Source organism: Pusillimonas sp., from assembly GCF_044464525.1.
In the GTDB taxonomy this organism is placed as follows: Bacteria; Pseudomonadota; Gammaproteobacteria; order Burkholderiales; family Burkholderiaceae_B; genus Pusillimonas.
This window is the reverse complement of sequence record NZ_JBIQLE010000001.1, coordinates 127,797-148,648: the sequence shown is the minus strand read 5'-3', so window position 1 is coordinate 148,648 and position 20,852 is coordinate 127,797. Positions and strand designations below refer to the sequence as shown.

Here is a 20,852-nt window from a genome sequence, read left to right as displayed (position 1 = left end):
CCCCGGGGCCACCCCCGCCTGCGAGCTCATCATCTGCTCCATTCGCCTGATCGTCGGCCCAGCAATCAAGGACAGCCGGGAAGAATTTCGGTTTGAACAACCCGCCCACAACGAAAAAAAGCGCCCGCTTTGAATAAGCCTCGGGCGCTTTCGAAATGACGTGGGGACGAAAGGAATGCCTTACGCCTCACGAAACATTGCGTCTAAAAATCAGGATTGTGGTGAAGCCGTTTGGGCAGGCTTGTTCTGGGACCGTCTCTCGGCGTGCTTCTTCCGATGCTCGGCGCGTTTTTCAGCACGTTCGGCGAACTGTTGGGCGACAAGCTTATGCTGCTCGTCGTCCAGGGAATCCCAAACCGCCAGCCATTTGTCGGCGATTTCGTCATGACGCTCGGCCGCCGCCTTGCGCTGTTGCTGTGCCTGCTCTAGTGCGGCGCGCGGGTCGAGCTTGCCGTCCTTAAGCGCATCAAGGCGTTCTTTGCGTTGTTCTTTGAACGCCGTGGAACGGTTTTCGCGCTGGGCTTTCTGTGCGTCACGCGCCTCTTGCAGCAACTTCTTCTGGTCGTCGTTAAGCTTCAGAGCTTCGACCGACTTCTCACCTAGTGGACCATATCCAGGCACGAGCATGGTCGCGCGATGATGATGGTGGCCGCGCATATGCCTATGGTGCTTGTGGAATTTATGTGAATGGCCGCGCTTCGCGTCAGGCGTGGCGCTGGATTGTTCGGTGGCAGGCGCCGCTGGGGAAGCCGGCGCCGGCTGGGCCAGGGCGACGCCCTGCACGGAAACGGCAGCAGCGATGGCTGCGAGCTTGAAGATCAGGGTGGAGTTGGGTTTTTGCATGTTGGCTTCCTTCTTGGATAGGAACAGCCATTGTCGGAGGGAAGCGATTTCGCAAATGTTTCACCGCCGGGAATTTGTTTTCAGGTGATTTCAGGCGTTCCAGACCGCCATATATTCCTTCCAGTGTGTCGCTTCGCTTGCCGACAGCGTCTCGCGCACCAATTCGACTTCGGCCTCGTATGCAGTTTGATCCAGCTCGCCGCGCATAAAGCGAAAACGGCAATACACCAGCCAGGTGTTGACGACGTCGGTTTCGCAGTAAGCGCGCACCTCGTCTGCCTTGCCGGCCGCCCAGGCCCGCCACACTTGGCTGCCGTCCATGCCCAGCTTGCCCGGAAACCCGCACAGCTTGGCAAGATCGTCAAGTGGCGCGTTGGCGCGGCCGTTGTATTTGGCGAGCAGGTCCATCAGGTCGATGTGCCGGTTGTGATAGCGGCTGATGTAGTTGTTGTACTTGAAATCGCGATCGTCTTCGCCCATGTCCCAGTAGCGCGGCGCCTGAACCCCATGAATGAGGCCGCGGTAATGCAACACCGGAAGGTCGAAGCCCGAACCGTTCCAGCTTACCAGCCGGGGCGTGTAGCGCTCGATGGTCTTGAAAAAGCCGTTTATCAGCACCGACTCGGGGTCGTCGGCTTGCCCTATCGTTCTGACGCGAAAGCCATTGTCATCGCGAAAAACGCAGCCGATTACGGCGATTTTATGTAAATGCAAGGGCAGAAAGTCGTTGCCATGGCTTTCGAGGCGCGCCTGCAGCGCCGCCTCGATGACTTGCTCGTCGGTCAGGGCCGGATCGTATTCGCCGAGGGTGCGCAACCCCTGTGCATCGGGAATGGTTTCAAGGTCGAAGACCAGGGTTGGCGTCATCGCGAAGGCAAATACGAAAGCGGGTTGACCGGTGTGCCGCTGCGGCGAATTTCAAAGTGCAGCCGCGGAGAGCTGGTGTCGCTTTGGCCCAACTGGGCTATTTTGTCGCCCTTCGAAACCGAGTCGCCCGACTTGACCAACAGTTTGTCGTTATGGGCATAGGCCGTAATGAAGCCGTTGCTGTGACCCAGCAGGATGAGGTTCCCCAAGCCACGCACGCCATTGCCGGCATACATAACCTTGCCCGAGGCGGCCGCGACAACCGGATCACCCACCTTGCCCTCGATGTCGATGCCCTTGGTGTTCGAATTGAAGCCCTGGATAATCTTGCCACCCGCCGGCCAGCCCCAGGAGACAAGGTTGGCATCGGATGCCCGCGTGGGGGTGGGCGGCTCGGAGGGCGTCACCGGCGTGACGGGGATGGGCGTGGCGGTGGTGGGCGGCGTCGAGGGCGCCGGTGTCGAGCTGGACAACCGCAGTGTCTGGCCCACGCGCAATTGGCTGGGGTCGGAAATATTATTAAGACTGACCAGCGTGGAGACGTCCATGCCGTGGCGCTGGGCGATCTGGTACAGCGTATCGCCGGGCCTGACCACATACGTACCCGTAGCGGGCGCTGTGCCCGAAGGTTGGCCCGACATGTCGGTAACCGGCGCACGGGACGTTCTGGACGCGCAACCCGCCAAAATCGCCACAGCCAGCAGCGATGCAATCAACACGGCTTGCCGACCGTGCCGGGACTGTATCGAAGTGGTGACGACTGACGAGGACGTCGCTGAATGCATAGGGTTCTCCTAAAACCAGAATCTTTATGACTGAGTGCCCGGCCTTAATGGAACGAACCGGACAGCCTCGAGCTCTTGGCGTTTCCAGGTGGCGGGCCCAGTGCGTTCTATCAGAACCAGGCGCTGTGAAGACTCGCCCTCGGGGGCTATGAGCCGCCCGCCGATCGACAATTGCTCGAGCAATGCTTCGGGGATTTTAATCCCTGCGGCAGCCACAATAATACCGTCGAAAGGACCGCTGCCGGGCAAACCCGCCATGCCATCGCCAAATGATAGCCGCACTCGGCTCACCAGGCGAAGCGTACGCAAATGAAATCGCGCCATGTCGAACAAACCGCGAATGCGTTCGATCGCATGGACTTCCTTGACGAGTTGGGCCAGCACGGCGGCCTGGTAGCCGCAGCCGGCGCCCACTTCCAGCACCTTGGCAGGCATGCGTTCTTCACACAGGGCGGCGATCATGCGAGCCACGACCCAAGGTTGAGAAATAGTCTGCCCATAGCCAATGGGCAAAGCGGCGTCTTCATAGGCCCGGCTGGCCAGCCCCTCGTCGACGAATATGTGGCGCGGAACACTTAACATGGCCCCAAGGACTCTTTCATCTTGTATGCCTTGGTTACGCAACCTCTGCACCATGACAGCCCGTTGGCGGTCGGAATTAAGCCCCAGGTTGGCAGTTGCCGCCGCCACGGGGCGCACCGGCGTTGCGGGCGTGGAAAGACGCCCTGGCTTGGTCGCGATGCGCGCGTTGCTGTTGCTGGTGGACGGCCCGCCACCCAGGCTGGAACGGCCGAATCTGTTGACGGTGCCCGAGGCGAAGGGAAAGCGATTGACAGGCTTGTTCATAATGGAGAGGCCCACGTCTTTATGCCGGACATCTGATCGTAATTAGTCAGGTCGAGCCGCAGCGGAGTAATAGACACCGCATGCTGTTCTATGGCGCCAAAATCGGTATCGGCGGCAGAGTCTGAAACCAGGCCGACCGGCCCTATCCAGTACACCGGGTCGCCGTAAGGCGTGCTGCTTTTCACCACCGGCTCTGAGGGATGCCGCTTGCCAAGCCTGGTTACGGTAAAGCCCTGAAGGGCCTCGTAGGGCACCGCCGGGATGTTGACGTTGAGCAGGGTGTTGCCCGCCAGCGGCTCGGCGATCTGGCGCTCGACCACCTGGCGCGCCACCCGCGCGGCCGCATCCAGATGTTCCCAACCCTTTTTCACCAGCGAAAACGCGATGGCCGGGATTCCGAACAGATATCCCTCGGTGGCGGCGGCCACGGTACCGGAATACAGAGTGTCGTCGCCCATGTTGGCGCCGTTGTTGATGCCGGAAACGACAAGGTCGGGGCGGAAATCGAGCAGGCCGGTAAGCGCTATGTGGACGCAATCCGAGGGCGTGCCATTGATGAAATAGTAGCCGTTGGGGGCCTGGCGCACCGATAAGGGCCGATTCAGCGTCAGTGAGTTCGAGGCTCCGCTGCAATTGGTTTCAGGCGCGACGATGGTTAGCTCGCCCAGTCCCTTTAAAGCCGCCACCAGGGCTTCGATGCCCTCGGCGTTATACCCATCGTCGTTAGACACCAATATGCGCATCGTTACTTCCAGAAAAACTCAACCGAACGTAGCCAATTGTACCCGCTCGTTTTATGGTTATGCCCAGGCGAGGTAGAATCAGCCCTGCCCTTGCAGAAAGCCGTGCCGGCCCGCCGGCAGTCTATACGGAGCTCTATTTTCATGTCGCCGACCTTTCTGGCCTTAGCCAGTTTCGCCTTGATCGTACTGGCCTATCTGATTGGATCCATTTCCTTTGCTGTCGTGGTCAGCCGCGTAATGGGTCTCAAAGACCCTCGCAGCTACGGATCAAAAAATCCCGGCGCGACCAATGTGTTGCGCACCGGCAACAAGGCCGCAGCAGCACTGACATTAGCAGGAGACGCGGCCAAGGGCTGGTTCGCGGTCTGGCTCGCCACTGCGGCCGCGCGCGAATGGGGGCTTCCCGCCGGGGTGATCGGGCTGGCGGGCGTCGCCGTGTTTCTGGGCCATCTGTATTCCCTATTCCTGAAATTCAAGGGCGGCAAGGGCGTGGCCACTGCTCTGGGCGTGTTGCTGGCCTTCCAGCCCTGGCTGGCCGTGGCCAGCGTGGCCACCTGGGTCATCGTGGCATTCGCCACGCGCTATTCTTCGTTGGCCGCCATCGTCGCCGCCATATTCGCCCCGGTTTACTATTTATTCGGCGGCGGCATCGCCTGGCGCTTCAGCGGCCTCTTGTGCCTGTGCATCATAGTGATCAGCGTGTTGCTGTGCTTCCGGCATCAGGCCAACATCGCAAGGTTGATGGCGGGCAAGGAAGGTCGCATCGGCGGAGCAAATGACCAACCCCCTCCTTCTGGAACGCCTCGCCGCAGGAAGGGCCGCCGATGAATTCAGCTTGATGCGCCGGCTTCAGACCGCCGTGGCTATCGACTGCTCGGCAAGGTCCCATCTGGGACGCACCGTAAAAGCATGACTGCGCTCATTTAGATCAACCAGGCCTGCCTGTACGCGCAAGGCGGCGGCGAAGGCGATCATGGCGCCGTTATCGGTGCATAGCTCGAGCGGAGGAAAAAACACCTCGCCTCCCAACTTCTGCATTTCGTCGAGCAGCTTTTTTCGCAAAGGGCCATTGGCCCCAACGCCGCCCGCAACCACCAGCCGCTTGAGGCCACTGCGCTTCATGGCTTTGATGGCCTTGCCACCCAGTACATCGACAATGGCCGCCTCGGTGGAAGCGGCCAAGTCGGCACGTTGCGTTTCGGTAATACCCCCCTCTTGCTTTTCGAGCGACCTAAGGCGGGTCAGCACCGCGGTTTTCAAGCCACTGAAACTGAAATCCAGATCGGGGCTGTGCATCATGGGCCGGGGCAGCTCAAAAGCGGTCGGATCGCCCAGCCGCGCAAGATTGGAAAGCGCCGGCCCGCCCGGGTAACCCAGGCCCAGCAACTTCGCCGATTTATCGAAGGCCTCACCAGCTGCATCGTCAAGCGTTTCGCCCAACAGTTCGTAACGGCCCACCTCTTCAACCTTCATCAACTGGGTATGCCCGCCAGAGACGAGCAGCGCGACGAAAGGAAACGCCGGCGCGGGCTGGGCCAGCAGCGGCGACAGCAAATGACCTTCAAGGTGATGCACCGGTATGGCGGGCAGCTCTAGCGCCCAAGCGATGGATTGGGCCACGCTGGCGCCAACCAGCAGCGCGCCGGCCAGACCCGGCCCCGCCGTATAGGCAACGGCGTCGACCTGGCTCAGTTCAAGGCCAGCCCCCCGCAGCGCTTCTTGGGTAAGCGGAAGCACGCGCTGGATGTGATCGCGCGAAGCCAGCTCGGGCACGACCCCGCCATAATCCCGATGCATGGCCACTTGGCTATGTAGACTATGGGCCAGCAGCCCGCGCTCGGTACAGACCACGGCCACACCGGTTTCGTCGCAAGAACTCTCGTAACCAAGAATAATCATATTGTGCAAATGTACAACTAAACGCAAAAGGGCCGTAGAATGCGGGCTGTTGGACCAGAATCAATAAGGTATAAAACCAAACCGCTTTTTGGGGATGAGCCAAATGCTAGAGAAATTGTTTAAATTAAACGAGCACAATACAAACGCTCGAACAGAAATACTCGCAGGGATTACGACCTTCCTGACAATGTCGTACATCATCTTCGTCAACCCTGCCATCTTGTCGACGACGGGCATGGACCACAGCGCTGTATTCGTAGCCACCTGCTTGGCGGCCGCCCTGGGCACGCTGATCATGGCCTTCGTAGCCAACTGGCCCATCGGCATGGCGCCGGGCATGGGCCTCAACGCCTTCTTTGCCTTCACCGTGGTTGGCGCCATGGGCTTTACCTGGCAACAAGCTCTGGGGGCGGTGTTCATCTCCGGAGTCATCTTTGTCATTCTAACCGTTACCGGCGTGCGTTCGTGGCTGATCGACGGCATTCCAAAGTCGCTGCGCTCGGCCATCGCCGCAGGTATCGGGCTGTTCCTGGCCATCATCGCCTTGGGGCCTAATGGCGCAGGCGTAGTGGTCGCCAATGAAGCAACCATCGTCGGGCTCGGCGACCTTACCGCGCCCGCCACCGTGTTCGCCATCCTGGGCTTCTTCCTTATTGCCGCGCTCGACGCCCTCAAGGTCCGGGGCGCCATCTTGATCGGCATCGTCGGAATCACCGTGCTGTCAATGATCACCGGCCACAGCGAATTTCAAGGCGTGTTCTCGGCGCCCCCCAGCCTGGCGCCCACCTTTTTGCAACTGGACATCATGGGCGCCCTGCATGTGGGCATCGTGAACGTGATCCTGGTTCTGGTGCTGGTCGAGGTGTTCGACGCCACAGGCACCCTCATCGGGGTGGCCAAGCGCGCCAATCTGTTGCCCGAGGGCAAGCCCAACCGCCTGGGCCGCGCGCTGTTCGCCGACAGTACCGCCATCGTGGGCGGTTCGCTGCTGGGCACCAGCAGCACCACGGCCTACATCGAAAGCGCCTCTGGCGTGCAAGCGGGCGGCCGCACCGGCCTTACAGCCCTGACCATTGCAGTGCTGTTCCTGCTGGCGCTGATGTTCTCGCCGTTGGCCGGATCCGTGCCCGGCTATGCCACTGCACCAGCTCTGCTGTACGTGGCCGGCCTGATGCTGCGTGAAGTCGCCGAAATCGACTGGGCGGACGTTACCGAAGCCACGCCGGCCGCCATCGCTGCGTTGATCATGCCGTTCACTTATTCCATCGCCAACGGCCTGGCCTTTGGCTTCATCAGCTATGTTGTGATCAAGGGGATCACCGGCCGCTTCCGCCAGATTCATCCGGCAACCCTCATCGTGGCCATTCTGTTCGTGATCAAGTACGCTTTTTATCCGGATTAAAAACCTGAAGCGTTTAACAGCACAACTGGAATCGGGCCTGTCCAGCAAGATCGGACGGCCCCGCGGCCGGAAAAAATGTACACTGGTGTCCAACGCAGCATATTTTTAAAACTGGCGGCCTCTCGTTCTGATAGGCCGCTTTTTTATTCTGGACACTCATGAGCACCATAGAACTGACCAAAGAAACCTTCCAGGAAGCCATCGAAAGCGACCAGCCCCTGATCATTGATTTTTGGGCGCCTTGGTGCGGGCCCTGCCGCACATTCGGCCCTGTCTTCGAAAAAGCGGCCGAGCAGCACGATGGCGTGACTTTCGCCAAGATCAACACCGAAGTAGAGGAAGAGCTGGCCACGGCCCTGCAAATTCGCTCGATTCCCACCCTTATGGTGTTTCGCGAACGCGTCATGCTTTTTAATCAAGCCGGAGCCCTGTCGGCAGGCCAGCTCGACGAGCTGGTCACCCAGGTCAAAGATCTGGATATGGCGCAGGTACACGCAGAAATCGCCCAGCAGCAAAACGAAGGCAAGCCGCAACAGTAAGCCGCCCGCGACGAATCTGAACCAAACGGCGGGCGCTTGCGATTTGCGGCTGGTATATGCGGCTTGCGCCGATTCCCTTTAATGCCCGCAGCTTTGATTCTCGATCCTGACATGGCCCTTGCCTCGGGTCAGGTCGATAAAAAGCCGGCTGAAGGCTTCGGCCTGATCGCTGGGCAGCGCAAGGCGCCAGGCGACGCCTTCGGCGTCGAAAGCTTCGTCGACCACGCCAACGTCAAACGTCGCGAACTTTGATTGAACCAGCGCCATGTCGGTGAACGGGCAATGGCAAGCCAGCATCGTGCGCTGAACGATGGGCTTTTTGGGGGCAAGACGCAGGCATTGCGCAGCCACGCCGCCGTATGCACGCATCAATCCGCCCGCCCCCAGCTTGACTCCGCCGAACCACCTTACGACCAGCACCACTACCCGATCGCACTGTTGCCCATCGATGGCCTGCAACATGGGACGGCCGGCGGTGCCGCCAGGTTCGCCGGCATCGTTGAACCGATAGGTGTCGCCCATGCGATAGGCCCAGCAATTGTGCGTGGCCGAGGCAACACTGTGCGAAGCGATAAAATCCAACGCTTGCTCAGGCGAATCGGCCGGACCGGCCAAAGCGATGAAGCGACTCTTTTTGATTTCTTCTTCGTAGGTGTGAAGAGATTCAAGGGTGTAGAGCATAGGCGGCAACGCCTGCCCCGGGGTCAGCCGGCAAGGCCGCGCGACTCGAGGTAATCGTCATAGTTGCCCTTATAGTCGATGATTTCACCTGTGGGCAGAATCTCGATCACGCGGGTTGCCAGACACGACACGAACTCTCGGTCGTGCGACACAAAAAACAGGGTTCCCTCGTATTTTTCGAGCGCATACTGAAGCGACTCGATCGATTCCATGTCCAGGTGGTTGGTGGGCTCGTCCAGCAGCATTACGTTGTGCCGGCCAAGCATCAGTCGCCCGAAGGTCATGCGATTTTTCTCGCCCCCCGACAGCACCTTGACCGCCTTGACAATATCGTCGGCCGAAAATAGCAAACGGCCAAGAACCGCGCGTATGGCTTGGTCATCGTCACCCGGCTGGCGGTAATCGTCCATCCAGTCAAATACTTTGACGTCCGACAGAAATTGGTCGGAAACGTCTTGCGCCATATAGCCCAGATCGGCCGCCTCGGACCACTTCACGCTGCCTGTGTCGGGCTGCAACTTGCCGGCCAGCATGCGCAACAAGGTCGTCTTTCCCACCCCGTTGGCGCCGATGATGGCCACTTTCTCACCCGCCTCGACCATGGCCGAAAACGAATTGATGACTGGATGGTCGTAAGCCTTGCTGATCTTGTCGACCGTTACCGCCAGGCGGTGCATGACTTTGTTCTGCTCGAAGCGTATGTATGGGTTCTGCCTGGAAGAAGGCTTGACCTCGATGGCCCCCGCCTTGATGCGGTCTATCTGTTTCAAGCGCGACGTGGCCTGGCGCGACTTGGACTTGTTGGCCGAAAAACGTCGCACGAAGTCTTGCAGTTCGGCCACACGCTCTTTGGCTTTGGCGTTGACTGCCGAAACGCGCTCGCGCGCCTGCGCGGCGGCCAGCATGTAGTCGTCGTAGTTGCCCGGGTATACACGAAGCTCGCGATAGTCCAGGTCGGCCATATGGGTGCACACCTGGTTCAGAAAATGGCGGTCGTGGCTGATGATGATCATGGTACTGTCGTAGCCGTTCAGCACATCTTCGAGCCAACGTATGGTGTTGATATCCAGGTTATTGGTGGGCTCGTCCAGCAGCAGCACGTCGGGGTTCGAAAATAAAGCTTGCGCCAACAGTACCCGCAGTTTCCAGCCGGGCGCGATTTCCCGCATGGGAAGCTCGTGCTGCTCGGTGGGAATATCCAGGCCCAGCAGCAACTCGCCGGCGCGCGCCTCGGCGGTGTAGCCATCGTATTCGGCGAACTTGGCCTCAAGGTCCGCGGCCTTCATGTAGTCTTCTTCGGACGCATCCGGATTGGCATAGATGGCGTCGCGCTCGGTCATGGCCTGCCACATTTCTTCGTGACCCATCAGCACGACGTCAAGCACTCGCACATCTTCATAGGCGAACTGGTCCTGACGCAACTTTCCCAGGCGCACGCCCGGATCAAGCGATACATTCCCCGAGGAGGGCTCGAGGTCGCCGCCGACGATTTTCATGAAGGTTGATTTGCCGGAGCCGTTGGCTCCGATCAGACCATAGCGGTTGCCATCGCCGAACTTGGCGTTGACGTTTTCAAAAAGAGGCTTGGGGCCGAACTGAATGGTGAGGTTTGCGGTGGAAATCAATTGGGATCTAGTACGTGTGAGGAATTGCGCTTGAAGACCGAATGGTCGCGCGCAATGAAAGACGGGCCGGGATGGCCCATCGTTTAGGTGCAAAAGAGCTAGTGTATCAATTTTGACCGTGGCGGCGGCCCAACCGCCGCCGGTTAGTTCGCGGAGCCCACATACGGCGAGCCGACATGATGAAAAAACGCTGTCCACTGGAAGGCAAGAGCCGCCTGTAAATGCTCGCTCAAGCCATGATCGTCCTTGGGAAAAGCATACAAAAGATAAGGGCTGGTACCCGTAGCCGTATTTTGCAAGGTGGCCGCAAGTTTGTAGCTGTGGGCCGGCATGACACGCCCGTCTGTCTTGCTGGTAAAAATGTATATGGGTGGATAGTTGATAGGCTTGACATTGTGCAAGGGAGAAAACATCATCAGGTTGTTGAATTCGGCCTGGTCGGTGTTGCGTCCGTAATCTCCATGCCACGAGAACCCCACTGCGAATTTATCGTAGCGCACCAGGTCGTGTACTCCAACCCAGGGAAACACCACGCCAAACAGGTCCGGCCTCTGCAGCGCCACCGCAGCCGTTGTAGTGCCGCCGTTCGACTCGCCCAGCAGCGCTATTTTGCCCGGGCTGGTCCAACCTTCCTCGACAAGGTGTTCGGCCACAGCGATCACGTCATTGTATGTGTTCTGCTTGGTCAGCAAACGGCCGGCCTCGTACCAGCCGAAGCCGAATTCGGCGCCGCCGCGAACTTGCGCCACGGCATAGATTCCTCCGTTTTCCAGCAAGGGGATGACTCTCATGTCGAACTGCGGCTTGATCTCTGTCATGAAGCCGCCATAGCTATAGATCAGAACAGGCACATCGCCTGATGGCTCGAGCCCTTTCTTGTGCGCAATGTATACAGGTATTTGCGCGCCGCCCGTACTGGTGACGATGCTGCGGCTCATCTCGTAAGGGTCGGGGCTATAGCCTTCGTACTCAAGAACAGGCCCCGGCGTGGCAGTGTGGGTGGCTGGGTTGTAGCTGTAATCGATGTGTGGCTGGGAAAGTGACGAATAACTGTAAAGGAGGATGTCCTGGCCCTCGTGTTGCGAGCAATCCATCTGCGACACAGCGCCCAAGCCCGGCAGCGGTATTTCGCGAGCGCCGCCGGCGCTGTACAGAAACAGCCTGCTGCTTCCAAGATCAAGATGCTCAGCATAATAGTCCGACCCGCAAACGAGAACTTCATTCACATACACGGTTTCACCTTGCGGGGCCAAGGGGAGAATTTCACGCCAATTGGCTGCTGCGGGGTCGGCGGGGTCAACCTCGATCAAGCGATATAGATCGGCGCCCTGTGACGTAAGAAAAAGCATATTGGCGGAATCTTCGGGGCTTGGCCCGAGATATGTGAACGTTTCCTGGTCGGTTCGCCGGTCGATGAACGGCTGAACGCCCAATTCGGGATGAGCCGGGTCCAGGCGCAGGTAGCCGGACTGCATGTTTGTTCCGACGATGATGTAAAGCTGGTCCTCGTGCAAAAAAGACCCTGAAAGCATGTCGAACTCTTGGCCTTCGAACCAGGCCTGGGGCCGGGCCCCATCGAAGGGTTGGTAGTACAACGACTGAAAGGTGTGAGGCGAGACATGGTCGTCCTCGACACCCCGTGGCGACGAATAGATCACACCGTCGTTGTACAACGCGATCTCCTGCGAGAACACATGCGGGATACGCATCAAGAGCACGGACGGATTTTGCAGGTCGACAACATGGAGCTCAACCAGATCGGCAAAGTTGCGCTGCATCCGATATACCAAATATCTGCCGTCTTCAGATACCTGATGGCCCAGCAGTTGGATCTTGTCATCCGGGTCGACACGGAAATCGTCAACGTCCACCAAGGCTTCGTCCCGCTCTGATGCAGTCTGTCCGGAGGCAACGTAAATGACGTTATCCACCGAAAGGAGCTGGGGCTGAGTTTGCGGCGCACGCCGATGATGACGATCTTGCCGCATCAGGTGCCGTTCTTGCTGAACCTGACGTTGATAATACAGCCGGCCATCGGTACCACGCTCACCTTCTATATGCAGCACCTCGTCCTGCTTGGTGCGCAATGTATCGCGTGCGCGCTGGGCCCGGGTTGTCTGTGCGGGCGCGAACCAAGGCGCGATGCGCTTGGAAATGGCCCCGTAATCGGGCAGTGCGGTAATGTATTCGGCCGCAAACCGATTTTGCGCCTGGATCCAATTTTCTGTGTCTTGGCTGCGTATATCTTCGAGCCACCGGTACGGATCTACGACCTGACGGCCAAAATATGTATCGCTTTCAGAGCCGGCAACTGACTCAGGATAAGCCAGCTCTGGAGACGGAGGCTGTTTCGTACTGCCCGAGCCTCCATCGCAGCCTGCCAATGCCAATACCGCAAATAATGCCAAGGTCGAAGAGGTTCTGAGCATGGATATTTCCAGGGGCGTTGAGTAATCGCCCATGTTATATCACTTTGATACAAATTGTATTTATTCGTGTTGCTCAGCAAACAATTTTTTGGCGGATGCGGGCCGGCCTCTTTGGCGCCTGCAGCGAAGGAAAAGCCTCAACGCGCGTACGGCAAGTTCGCATCCGGATAAAGCTAATCGTGCTCGTGCAGCAGCAGGTAAGCCATCCCATCTTCGGTGGCGATGCCCACCCGGCGCCCTACAGGCAGTGTGGCCTTGACCTTCACATGGCCGTAAGGCAACCCGGTTACCACGGGCACATTCACATTTTTGCGCAACCAGGCCACAACCGAATCCAGGTCGTATCCGTTGTCGTTCCGGCTTAGACGGTATTCGGTGAAACGTCCCAGCACGATGGCCTTCTGCTTGGCCAGCACGCCGGCATGCAGCAACTGCGTCAGCATGCGTTCGATGCGAAACGGGTGCTCGTTAACGTCTTCCAGGAACAAGATGCCGCCCCGCATGCGAGGCAGGAAAGGCGTGCCCAACAGTGAGGTGACCATAGCCAGATTGCCGCCCCACAAAACCCCCCGGGCATCGACCGGGTCGGAACCGGGCGCTTCGAAACTGAGGATTTCCAGTTCGCCCCGCAACACCTCGGCGAACAGGGCGGCCGTCAGGTCATCCATCTTGGCCGAGCCAAAATCGAATACCGCCGTGGGCCCCGCCAAGCTTTCGGCCCCGGCGCGCGCCAACAGCGCCAGGTTGAAAGCGGTGAAATCACTTTGTCCAATGAAAAGCTTGCCGCTTTCCGCCACCGCGTTCCAGTCGATGCGGTGCAAGATGCGGCTCAAGCCATAACCACCCCGAGTTGCCATGACCACCGGATGCTTCTGCTTGAGGGCGCGGGTTATGCCGGCCAGGCGCTGCTCGTCGGTGCCCGCGAAGCGTTCGTGCACGGCAAGCGCAGTGCGATCCACAGTCGTTTTGAACCCCAGCTTCGCAAGGCGCTCTCGCGCCAGCTCTACAGCGGCCGGATCCGCCACCGCGCCGGAGGGCGAAATCAAATAAATACCCTTTGGGGAGGCATGGTGTGCATGTGCCATGATGAGCCTGTCTTGTTGTGGGTTGAATCGCAGGCGTAAGTATAGTGGAGGCGGTCAGTCGCGGGCCTGCTTGGCCGCCAGGCGTCGCGCCCGGAAAAACTCGCGCAACAATTCGCCGCACTCTCGCGCCAGCAAGCCGCCCTCGACCCTTGTCTGATGGTTCAATTGAGCCACAGCGGGCACGTTGAGCACGCTGTGGCAGGCGCCGGTCTTGGGGTCGGACGCCGCATACACCACACGGGCAAGGCGCGCATGCAACATGGCGCCCACACACATGGCGCAAGGCTCAAGCGTCACGTACAGGCTGGCTTCTGGCAAACGGTGGTTGCCCACGGCCTGGGCGGCTTGCCGCAGCGCCACGATTTCAGCGTGGCCGGTGGGGTCATGGCTGGTGATGGTGCGATTAAAGCCCGTGCCGATGATCTTGCCGGCGCCGTCAAGCACCACAGCGCCAACGGGCACTTCGCCCAATGCTTCGGCCTGTCGCGCATGCTCCATGGCCAGCCTCATCGCCTGTATGTCGCGGTCGGTGAAAACGGCCGCTTCACTGCCGAGTGCCGCCACCTGTGCGCCACCTGAAGACGTGGCAGCAGCCCGAGCTTGCCGGGCGACCAGCGCCGCCTTGTCGCCTTGGCTTTTATCAGCCGCCATAAATGCGCGCGTTGAGCGAAATTCGGCCCGCAAGGCTTTCGACGGCCTCTTCCAGCCACTGATACAGCTCGGCCTCTTCGTCGTAGCGAGCCTGATTCAGGTTGGAAACACGGCCTTCCTGTATGAAACCCCAGGCACGGCTGCGTTTATCCCGGTGGCGCGGGTCCCAGACGCCGAAGGCCACACCACCCGAGCGGCGTATGAGCGAAAAACAGGGAATGTCGGTATAGCCGTCGCCCACGAAGATCATCTGCTGGAACGGTACGCGCAACTTGTCCTGGTCGACTTTCTTATTGACCTCGAACGGCTTGTTGCGCGAGGCCGTGCCCACAATGCCCTTCTGGATATGAAACAGGTAACGGGTCTTGTCGGTGAAACTGACAATGCGCTTGGGAAACTGGATGGCTCCGTGCTCATCGTAAATGAATTCCGAGGCCCAGATATCGGTGAATTCGTGCGCGATTGGAGTACGGCGCACCACATCGCCTATGCCGCTGGAAATCAGGTAGAACTCCAGTTGCACTTGAGGGTGGCTTTTGCGCACCACCTCGCGCAGGCGGCTGAACAGGCTTTGCACGCCATCGTGCAGCGGCAGGCGCTCACCCCACTCTTCGAGGCGATCTCGTGTGATGGCCCCGTATCGACCGCTGCGCGAAAGCTCTATCAGCTTGTACAAGTAGGCGGGAACAGGATCCCAATCGTGCTCGTTGAGCAGTGGACCAACCTCTTGGGACCAGAAGTGCGCGGCATCGACGCCGATATCAGCCAGCAAGCCCGACGTGCTGTCAGGCGCCAGGGTGTCGTCAAAGTCAAAGATAAGCGCGATTACATCAGACATGTCAGACCTCGGACGGCGCGAGCCGCCCGCCGGCCCGCACTAGGTTGGAACCGCAAGTGTAACGCCTGGCGACGGAGAATACGCCTTAAGCCGGCGCAACACGCGCGGCAGCATGTCGAGAAGATCGTCGGAAATAAGACCAGGGCCGAACTGGCGAGCCGCCTCGCCGTGCAGCCAGGCGCCCGCCGAGGCGGCCAAAAAAGGCGCCATGCCCTGGGCCATGAGGCCCGCGATGAAACCTGTCAGGACATCGCCCGTGCCGCCCGTGGCCAGCGTGGGCGGCGCATTGCTGTTGATAACGGCCCGACCGTCGGGCGCGGCAATGACGGTATCGGCGCCCTTCAATAACACCACTGCCCCGCTTTCGCGCGCCGCCTGCCGTGCTCGCTGCAGCTTACTGCCTTGTCCGGCGAAAATCCGACTGAATTCGCCCTCGTGCGGTGTGAGCACGCAAGGCCCTTTGATCGCCGAGAACAAAGCTTGCGGCGAGGGCCCGAATGACGTGATGGCGTCGGCGTCCAGCACCATGCTCCTGCCCGTGGCCAAGGCGGCCAGCACGTGTTGGCGCGTAGCTTCCGACACTCCGGCCCCCGGCCCTGCCACAAGCACATTCTTGCGCACATCGGCCAAAATATCAGTGAGATTGCTGGCGTCGTCCAACGGTTGCACCATGACGCTGGTCAGCGCCGCCGCATACACCGGCCAGGCCGGCGCCGGTGCAGCCACGGTAACCAGGCCCGCGCCCACGCGGGCCGCTCCCATGGCTGACAGCCGCGCCGCGCCGGTCATGATCTCTCCGCCGACCACCAGCACATGCCCTCTTGAATATTTATGGTCATCCACGCGCGGCCAAGGGAACATGCCATGCCAAAGAGCAGGCTCGTTCTCGAAGGTGATCTCGTCCATGCCTTCGATCACCTCGGGCCGAATGCCAATGTCAGCCAGAGTTACTTGCCCGCAAAGCTGCCGTCCGGGCAACAAGACATGCCCTGGCTTCTTGCGAAAGAAAGTGACAGTGTGCCTGGCGGGTACGGCCGCTCCCAATACCTGGCCGGTGGCTCCGTCCACCCCGCTAGGCACGTCGATGGCGCACACGGGCGTCCCGCTGCGTTCGACCGCATTCAGCACGTCAAGCGCCTCGCCCTCGATGGGCCGTGACAAACCCGCGCCGAACAGTGCGTCCACGATGACGCTTGCGCCCTTCAGCAGCCCCGCGTCCAAGGGCTCAACCGCATCACCCCACAAAGCCGCATGGTGAGCCGCGTCGGCGGTCAGCTTATCGGCGTCGCCCAGCAGACCCAACCGCACCGGCCAGCCCCATTTGCGTAAATGGCGCGCCGCCACGAAACCATCGCCTCCGTTGTTGCCCGGCCCGCACAACACTGCCACGGAGCCCAACGGCCAATGACGCCGCACCGTTTCCGCCACCGCCAGGCCGGCGGCCTCCATCAGGTCGATACCGCGGACGCCCGAAGCGATAGTGGCCTGGTCGGCCGCGGACATCTGCTCGGGAGACAATAAAACCGAGTGATTGGCGTTCGCCCCGCTACTCATGGACTTTTCCTTCCATTACACAAGATTCAAGCTTAAATGATAAGCTGCTCCAGGGAGTGAAACATCGTAAACGGACGTCACCACCATGTCGGCAGTTATCTCTATATCGCAGCTTTCCAAATCTTATGCCTCGGGCTTCCAGGCGCTAAAAGACGTCAGTCTCGAGATACAAAAAGGCGAAATCTTCGCTTTGCTTGGGCCAAACGGCGCGGGCAAGACCACCCTCATCAGCATCATCTGCGGGCTGGTCAAGCCCACGGCCGGCAGCGTCTGGGCAGCGGGCTACGACATCACGGAACAATACCGCCAGGCCAGATCGCACATCGGCCTCGTGCCGCAAGAGCTCACCACAGACGCTTTCGAAACCGTGTGGGACACCGTCAGTTTCAGCCGAGGCCTGTTTGGCAAGCCGCCCAACCCCGCCCATATTGAAAAAGTGTTGCGCTCGCTTTCTTTATGGGACAAAAAAGACAATAAGCTCATGACGCTTTCCGGCGGCATGAAGCGCCGCGTGCTCATCGCCAAGGCGCTGTCTCACGAACCCGATATTCTATTTCTGGACGAACCCACAGCCGGCGTCGACGTGGAATTGCGCAAAGACATGTGGGAGCTGGTGCGCTCGCTGCGCGACACCGGCGTCACCATCATACTCACCACCCATTACATCGAAGAGGCCGAAGAAATGGCCGATCGGGTCGGAGTCATACGAAATGGGCAAATCATTCTTGTGCAGGATAAACATTTGTTGATGCGACAACTGGGACAAAAGCAGCTTATCTTGCAACTGCCGCAGCCGCTGCGCCAAGTCCCCGATGCGCTGGTGCCCTACAGCCTGCGGTTGTCTGATGACGGAATCGAGCTCACCTATACCTACGATTCCGCCCGCCAGGAACATGACATCACCACCTTGCTGAACGATCTGCAGCAGGCCGGCATACGCTTTACCGATCTGCATACCCGGCAAAGCTCTCTGGAAGACATTTTCGTCAGCCTCGTGAAGGAGGCCGCATGAATCTGCACGGCATACGCGCCATCTACAAGTTCGAGATGGCCCGAAGCTTGCGTACCTTGTCGCAAAGCCTGCTGGCGCCCGTCATTTCAACGACGCTGTATTTCGTGGTGTTCGGCGCCGCCATCGGCAACCGAATCACCGAGGTGCAGGGCGTCAGCTACGGCGCCTTCATCGTGCCCGGCCTGATCATGCTGTCGCTGCTGATGCAAAGCGTCACCAACGCTTCGTTCGGAATTTATTTTCCACGCTTCACAGGCACCATCTACGAAATATTGTCGGCGCCGTTGTCGTATATGGAAATCACCCTGGCATACGTCGGGGCGGCGGCCACAAAATCGATCATCCTGGGGTTGATCATTCTTGCCACGGCCACACTGTTCGTGCCGCTGCAAATCGACCATCCATGGTGGATGATGTTTTTCCTGGTGCTTACCGCCCTCACCTTCAGCCTGTTGGGCTTCATTATCGGCATTTGGGCCGACGGCTTCGAAAAACTGCAGCTCGTGCCGTTGCTGATCATCACGCCGCTTACCTTTCTGGGCGGCAGCTTCTACTCCATCGACATGCTGCCGCCTTTCTGGCAGACGGTAACGCTGCTCAACCCCGTGGTGTATCTGGTCAGCGGCTTTCGCTGGAGCTTCTACAGCATCGCCGACGTGCACGTGGGGGTAAGCCTGGGCATGACCATATTCTTCCTGGCAGTCTGCCTGGCTGTCGTGGCCTGGATGTTCAAGACCGGATACCGGCTGAAAACCTGAACCGGCCGCAGCCGGCAAGCCCAGGCCCGCCGGCACGCCACCGGATGCGGGCCATGTACCGCTTTCGTGATATCAATCGCGGAAGTTGTTGAACTGCAAGGGCAGATCGACGTCGGTCTTGCGCAGCAAGGCAATCGCCTCTTGCAGGTCGTCGCGTTTTTTACCGCTGATGCGCAGCTTGTCTTTATTGATTTGCGCCTCGACCTTGAGCTTGGCCTGCTTGATCGCAGCGATCAGCTTTTTGGCGACAGCTTGTTCCAGCCCCTGGCGTACTGTCAACTTCTGGCGCGCACCGCCCAAGTTCTCGTTGGGGTCGCCCACCTCGAGGCAGCGTACATCGATTTCGCGCGCCGAGAGACGACCACGCAAAATATCGAGCATCTGCTTTAACTGAAAGGCACTGGGCGCCGTTGAAGTGATGACGAACTCGTCGAGTTCGAACTTGGCGTCGACCCCCTTGAAATCGAAACGTGTGGCCAGTTCACGGTTGGCTTGGTCAACCGCATTCGCAAGCTCGTGCTTGTCCACTTCTGAGACGACGTCAAAAGATGGCATGTTTTTATCCCCGTTATATTGAATGAAGTGTGAACATCATCGCCCTAGTTTAAACGATGGCCCCCGAGCCGCGCCGTGCTCTTAAGTCGACAAGCAGCGGCGGCACTGTCAAAATAAGCGGATTTACCCCACCTATCACCGTGACATCCGGCAATTCGTCTTTTTCCATGCGCGGCATCGCCGTCGCCGCCTTCGGTCCTTCGCTGCTTTTCGGTGTCGGAGAAGGTGCTATTTTTCCGGTGATCGCCCTTAGCGCCAAAGATCTGGGCGCCTCGCTGGCAATGTCGGGCTTCATCGTGTCGCTTTTTGGCATCGGAGCCTTATTAAACAATATTCCAGCCGCCCTCATCGCCGCTCGTTATGGCGAGCGTCGCTCGATGATCGGCGCCGCCATGCTGACCGTGCTGGCTCTCGTCCTGTGCCTGGCGGCGACAACCACATGGATGCTTGGGCTGGGCGTGCTGATCATCGGAATGGCCAGTTCAGTATTCCTGCTGGCCAGACAAACCTTTTTGATTGAAGCGGTTCCACTGGCGATGCGCGCCCGAGCATTGTCCACGCTGGGCGGCGTCATGCGGGTAGGTCTGTTCATAGGCCCTTTCGCCGGCGCCGCGTGCATGCACTTCATCGATCTACCCGGCGCCTACTGGGCCGCCATCGCGGCCATGGCCGGCGCCGGGCTCCTGTCGTTTACGGTTCCCGAACTTGAGCACGCCAAACAGCGCAAAAATGAACCCGGCTTCGTAACGCCCCGCATGGGCGGCATCTTGAAAGCTCATGCGTCCTCTTTCTTGACCCTGGGGCTGGCCAGCGCCTTCGTCGCCGCCACACGCTCGTGCCGTCAGATCATCGTGCCGCTGTGGGCCAGCCACATCGGCCTGGATGCGCCCACCACCGCCCTGGTGTACGGATTCATGGGGTCCATAGACATGTTGCTGTTCTACCCCGCCGGCAAAATCATGGATCGGTACGGAAGACAGTGGATCGCTCTGCCCTCGATGGTGCTGATGGGCGTCGCGCTCGTACTGATGCCGCTGACCACAGGCTTGGCGGCGTTCGTCGCGGTATGCATGCTGATGGGGCTGGGAAACGGGATAAGCTCGGGCTTGAACATGACGGTGGGCGCCGATGCTTCACCCCCTGTGGGCCGCACGCAATTTCTGGGAATCTGGCGCCTGATCACCGACTGCGGCGCAGGCGGCGGCCCCCTGCTGCTGTCGGGCATCATGGCCGTGCTGTCGCTGGGCGCCGGCATTGTAGCGGTCGGGTCGATGGGTTTTATCGCCGCCGCCCTGTTCTGGCGCTGGCTGCCCAGGCGGGTGGAGCCATAACCCAGGCTAGCCGCAATAAGCCCTTGTCACTACGTCGTGATCATTCAGTTGCAGGTTCAGGCGTTCGGAACGGTAATCCTTGGTCACCATCTGGCCGGGGCGTATTACCCGAAGCATTCCGGCGCCACTGCTTCGCTTGGCTTCCTGTTCCAGCTCGGGTGATATGCGCTTGCCTGTAACGTGAGAGGCCGTGTCCGCATTGCAGATACGCGGCAAGGAATCATCAGCCGGTTCATTCAAATCAACCGACGAACAAGCCACCAGGGCCAGGGTCGCGGCAGATATCAACAACGCTCGTGTGAACATATCGTCTCCTAGGTTTTGTGACAGACACCTGAACGGCAAACGCCTTCATGGATACTGTCGACGCTTAGCAATCCCCATGCCCTGGTCGACACCAAAAGTATCC

At 59.5% G+C, this 20,852-nt stretch carries 21 protein-coding genes; 6 read left to right on the top strand and 15 right to left on the bottom strand.

Annotated elements, in window-relative coordinates:
* Nucleotides 1-210: 210 nt before the first annotated feature.
* The 5 genes from ACIY1O_RS00715 to surE all read right to left on the bottom strand — a co-directional run bounded on the left by ACIY1O_RS00715 (nt 211) and on the right by surE (nt 4,084).
* A complete protein-coding gene (locus ACIY1O_RS00715) occupies nt 211-843 on the bottom strand; it encodes a Spy/CpxP family protein refolding chaperone (RefSeq protein ID WP_397473139.1) in 633 nt (210 codons plus the stop codon).
* A gap of 90 nt (nt 844-933) precedes the next feature.
* Nucleotides 934-1,710, bottom strand: coding sequence for a 3'-5' exonuclease (locus ACIY1O_RS00710; protein WP_397473138.1), 777 nt, complete (start codon nt 1,708-1,710; stop codon nt 934-936).
* Nucleotides 1,707-2,495, bottom strand: coding sequence for a peptidoglycan DD-metalloendopeptidase family protein (locus tag ACIY1O_RS00705; protein ID WP_397473137.1), 789 nt, complete (start codon nt 2,493-2,495; stop codon nt 1,707-1,709). The genes ACIY1O_RS00710 and ACIY1O_RS00705 overlap by 4 nt, the downstream gene beginning before the upstream one ends.
* A gap of 24 nt (nt 2,496-2,519) precedes the next feature.
* Nucleotides 2,520-3,341, bottom strand: a complete 822-nt coding sequence (locus ACIY1O_RS00700; RefSeq protein ID WP_397473251.1) for a protein-L-isoaspartate(D-aspartate) O-methyltransferase — start codon at nt 3,339-3,341, stop codon at nt 2,520-2,522.
* A complete protein-coding gene (gene surE / locus ACIY1O_RS00695; protein ID WP_397473136.1) occupies nt 3,338-4,084 on the bottom strand; it encodes a 5'/3'-nucleotidase SurE in 747 nt (248 codons plus the stop codon). Before surE ends, ACIY1O_RS00700 begins: the two co-directional genes overlap by 4 nt.
* 141 nt (nt 4,085-4,225) lie before the next feature.
* Here surE and plsY point away from each other — a divergent pair, with 141 nt between their 5' ends.
* Nucleotides 4,226-4,912, top strand: coding sequence for a glycerol-3-phosphate 1-O-acyltransferase PlsY (gene plsY / locus ACIY1O_RS00690; RefSeq protein ID WP_397473135.1), 687 nt, complete (start codon nt 4,226-4,228; stop codon nt 4,910-4,912).
* 21 nt (nt 4,913-4,933) lie between these two features.
* Here the strand turns inward: plsY and tsaD are convergent, their stop codons facing one another.
* Nucleotides 4,934-5,983, bottom strand: a complete 1,050-nt coding sequence (gene tsaD / locus ACIY1O_RS00685; RefSeq protein ID WP_397473134.1) for a tRNA (adenosine(37)-N6)-threonylcarbamoyltransferase complex transferase subunit TsaD — start codon at nt 5,981-5,983, stop codon at nt 4,934-4,936.
* A gap of 103 nt (nt 5,984-6,086) precedes the next feature.
* Between tsaD and ACIY1O_RS00680 the strand changes: the two genes are divergently transcribed.
* Together ACIY1O_RS00680 and trxA are read left to right on the top strand one after the other, a co-directional pair.
* Nucleotides 6,087-7,385 carry an NCS2 family permease gene (locus tag ACIY1O_RS00680; RefSeq protein ID WP_397473133.1) on the top strand — a complete coding sequence of 433 codons (1,299 nt, stop codon included), beginning with the start codon at nt 6,087-6,089 and terminating at the stop codon, nt 7,383-7,385.
* Between the two features lie 158 nt (nt 7,386-7,543).
* Nucleotides 7,544-7,924: a thioredoxin gene (trxA, locus tag ACIY1O_RS00675; protein WP_397473132.1), complete on the top strand. Its 381-nt coding sequence runs from the start codon at nt 7,544-7,546 to the stop codon at nt 7,922-7,924.
* Between the two features lie 78 nt (nt 7,925-8,002).
* Here the strand turns inward: trxA and ACIY1O_RS00670 are convergent, their stop codons facing one another.
* The 7 genes from ACIY1O_RS00670 to ACIY1O_RS00640 all read right to left on the bottom strand — a co-directional run bounded on the left by ACIY1O_RS00670 (nt 8,003) and on the right by ACIY1O_RS00640 (nt 16,787).
* Entirely contained in the window at nt 8,003-8,605 is a 603-nt protein-coding gene (locus tag ACIY1O_RS00670; RefSeq protein ID WP_397473131.1) for an IMPACT family protein, read from the bottom strand.
* A gap of 23 nt (nt 8,606-8,628) precedes the next feature.
* The gene (locus tag ACIY1O_RS00665) at nt 8,629-10,230 is read right to left on the bottom strand and encodes an ABC-F family ATPase (protein WP_397473130.1); all 1,602 of its coding nucleotides are present in this window, start codon (nt 10,228-10,230) and stop codon (nt 8,629-8,631) included.
* Nucleotides 10,231-10,373: 143 nt separating this feature from the next.
* Entirely contained in the window at nt 10,374-12,659 is a 2,286-nt protein-coding gene (locus ACIY1O_RS00660) for a prolyl oligopeptidase family serine peptidase (protein WP_397473129.1), read from the bottom strand.
* A gap of 173 nt (nt 12,660-12,832) precedes the next feature.
* A complete protein-coding gene (locus tag ACIY1O_RS00655; RefSeq protein ID WP_397473128.1) occupies nt 12,833-13,744 on the bottom strand; it encodes an LD-carboxypeptidase in 912 nt (303 codons plus the stop codon).
* 54 nt (nt 13,745-13,798) lie between these two features.
* Nucleotides 13,799-14,308, bottom strand: a complete 510-nt coding sequence (tadA, locus tag ACIY1O_RS00650; RefSeq protein WP_397473250.1) for a tRNA adenosine(34) deaminase TadA — start codon at nt 14,306-14,308, stop codon at nt 13,799-13,801.
* A 76-nt stretch (nt 14,309-14,384) separates the two neighbouring features.
* Complete coding sequence (locus ACIY1O_RS00645) at nt 14,385-15,233, bottom strand: HAD family hydrolase (protein WP_397473127.1); 849 nt, start codon at nt 15,231-15,233, stop codon at nt 14,385-14,387.
* Nucleotides 15,234-15,272: 39 nt separating this feature from the next.
* Nucleotides 15,273-16,787 carry an NAD(P)H-hydrate dehydratase gene (locus ACIY1O_RS00640; RefSeq protein WP_397473126.1) on the bottom strand — a complete coding sequence of 505 codons (1,515 nt, stop codon included), beginning with the start codon at nt 16,785-16,787 and terminating at the stop codon, nt 15,273-15,275.
* 85 nt (nt 16,788-16,872) lie between these two features.
* Here ACIY1O_RS00640 and ACIY1O_RS00635 point away from each other — a divergent pair, with 85 nt between their 5' ends.
* Nucleotides 16,873-17,799 (top strand): ABC transporter ATP-binding protein, encoded by a 927-nt coding sequence (locus ACIY1O_RS00635; protein WP_397473125.1) that lies wholly within the window; start codon nt 16,873-16,875, stop codon nt 17,797-17,799.
* Entirely contained in the window at nt 17,796-18,557 is a 762-nt protein-coding gene (locus ACIY1O_RS00630; protein WP_397473124.1) for an ABC transporter permease, read from the top strand. The genes ACIY1O_RS00635 and ACIY1O_RS00630 overlap by 4 nt, the downstream gene beginning before the upstream one ends.
* 72 nt (nt 18,558-18,629) lie before the next feature.
* Here ACIY1O_RS00630 and ACIY1O_RS00625 read toward each other — a convergent pair whose 3' ends face one another.
* Entirely contained in the window at nt 18,630-19,112 is a 483-nt protein-coding gene (locus ACIY1O_RS00625; RefSeq protein ID WP_397473123.1) for a YajQ family cyclic di-GMP-binding protein, read from the bottom strand.
* Nucleotides 19,113-19,252: 140 nt separating this feature from the next.
* Here ACIY1O_RS00625 and ACIY1O_RS00620 point away from each other — a divergent pair, with 140 nt between their 5' ends.
* Nucleotides 19,253-20,443: an MFS transporter gene (locus tag ACIY1O_RS00620; protein ID WP_397473122.1), complete on the top strand. Its 1,191-nt coding sequence runs from the start codon at nt 19,253-19,255 to the stop codon at nt 20,441-20,443.
* Nucleotides 20,444-20,449: 6 nt separating this feature from the next.
* On the opposite strand, the gene ACIY1O_RS00615 is transcribed toward ACIY1O_RS00620, so the two are convergent.
* A complete protein-coding gene (locus ACIY1O_RS00615) occupies nt 20,450-20,749 on the bottom strand; it encodes an I78 family peptidase inhibitor (protein WP_397473121.1) in 300 nt (99 codons plus the stop codon).
* Nucleotides 20,750-20,852 lie beyond the last annotated feature (103 nt).